Source organism: Roseateles koreensis, assembly GCF_028595305.1.
GTDB lineage: Bacteria > Pseudomonadota > Gammaproteobacteria > Burkholderiales > Burkholderiaceae_C > Paucibacter_A > Paucibacter_A koreensis.
Genome location: NZ_JAQQXS010000033.1, coordinates 1 through 1,507, shown reverse-complemented (window position 1 = coordinate 1,507; position 1,507 = coordinate 1). Strand labels below are relative to the sequence as shown.

1 protein-coding gene is annotated in these 1,507 nt (G+C 61.6%); it reads right to left on the bottom strand.

Annotated elements, in window-relative coordinates:
- Positions 1-377 precede the first annotated feature (377 nt).
- Positions 378-1,394: an IS110 family RNA-guided transposase gene (locus PRZ01_RS19125; protein ID WP_273598442.1), complete on the bottom strand. Its 1,017-nt coding sequence runs from the start codon at positions 1,392-1,394 to the stop codon at positions 378-380.
- Positions 1,395-1,507 lie beyond the last annotated feature (113 nt).

Genomic DNA, 1,507 nt, shown 5'->3' with positions numbered 1-1,507 from the left:
CTACAAGGGCTTCCCCACCTGTCAAGCAAAACCTGTCCCTTATGGCCGGCAGTGAGGGCCATTTCTTTGTCTGCTTTTCTTCTAGACCTGCAACCGTTGCGCAAAGACGGCGAGCGCTGACAAGGACAACAAGGTGCGGACTGGCCAAACTACAAACGGTCATTGCTGCGGCTTATTGATCTGCCGCGGACCCTGATGAAGGACGCACGCGGGGGACCCATTCGTTAGCCGGCAAGTCTTGCGCCGCCCTTGAGTTAATCGGTCACTCCCCGCGCAGGTCCAAACCTGTTGTCATCAACGATTGCCGTCACACAGCGGTAGAACTTACTTCCTTCTTGTCTTTGGATTTGGGAGATGGGGACTCGAGCGCCTTGTGCTTACGCCTGCAAGGCAAATGCCTCGCCGCGTCGCAACACGGCCCAGGCCATGCGGGCGTTCTTGGCCGCGATGGCGACGACCGCTCGCCAGTACCCCCGCCGCTCAGCCAAGGCCAGTGCCCATTGGCTGATCGAGTCGGTCTTGTTCTTGGCCGCCGCAAGTACGGCCTTGGCACCTAGCACCAGCAGGCTGCGCAGATAGGCATCGCCTGCCTTGGTGATGCGCCCGAGCCGGGTCTTGCCGCCCGAGCTGTACTGGCCCGGTGCCAGACCCAGCCACGCTGCGAACTGCCGCCCGCAATCAAAGTCATGGCCGTTCCCGATCATGGCCAGCAAGCAGGTGGCCGTGGTGGCGCCCACGCCGCTGAGTTGCATCAGCTGCTTAGCCCGTGCGTCGTCCTTGGCCATGGTCTTGATGAGTTGGTCGTACTGTTCGATGCGCTCATCGAGCCGGGTCACTTCGCTGAGCAGGTCGCCGATCACGGTGTTGGCATAGCCGGGTAGGTCCTCCAGGCATTCGCAGGCGCGGCGTCGCACGGTACTGGCTTTGAGTGGCAACACGATGCCGAACTCGCTCAAGCCGCCGCGGATGCGATTGAGCGTGGCCGTGCGTTGTTCGACAAAGCCCTGACGCGCTCGGTGAACCAGCAGGCGCGATTGCTGATCGAGGTTTTTGATTGGCACGAAGCGCATGTGTGGGCGCTGGATGGCTTCGCAGATCGCTGCTGCATCGGCAGCATCGTTCTTGCCGCGTTTGCCCGTCATGCGGTAAGGGGTGACGAACTTCGGGGCGATCAGCCGCACGGTGTGACCTGAGGTCTGGAACAGCCGAGCCCAGTGATGCGCGCCGGAGCAGGCCTCCATGCCAATCACGCAGGGCGGCAAAGCCGCGATCAGCTCGTGCAGCTTGTCGCGTGGCACGGCTGGACGCAGCAGCTCGGCCTTGCCTGCCTCGTTCACCCCGTGCAGGGCAAACACGTTCTTGGCGAGGTCGATACCAACAGTCAGAATGGCCATGATTTCCCCTTCCGAGTAAGTTGATGAGATACCGTACTTCCCATCGTGGCACTCAGTTGCCGTTTGCCGCAACGCGGCTAGCTCGGGACGGGGAAGTCCCTTTCATTCGTTAG

What these genes read in the sequence shown, in the direction of transcription:
- PRZ01_RS19125 (WP_273598442.1), bottom strand. Translation starts at nt 1,394, where the DNA reads ATGGCCATTCTGACTGTTGGTATCGACCTCGCCAAGAACGTGTTTGCC.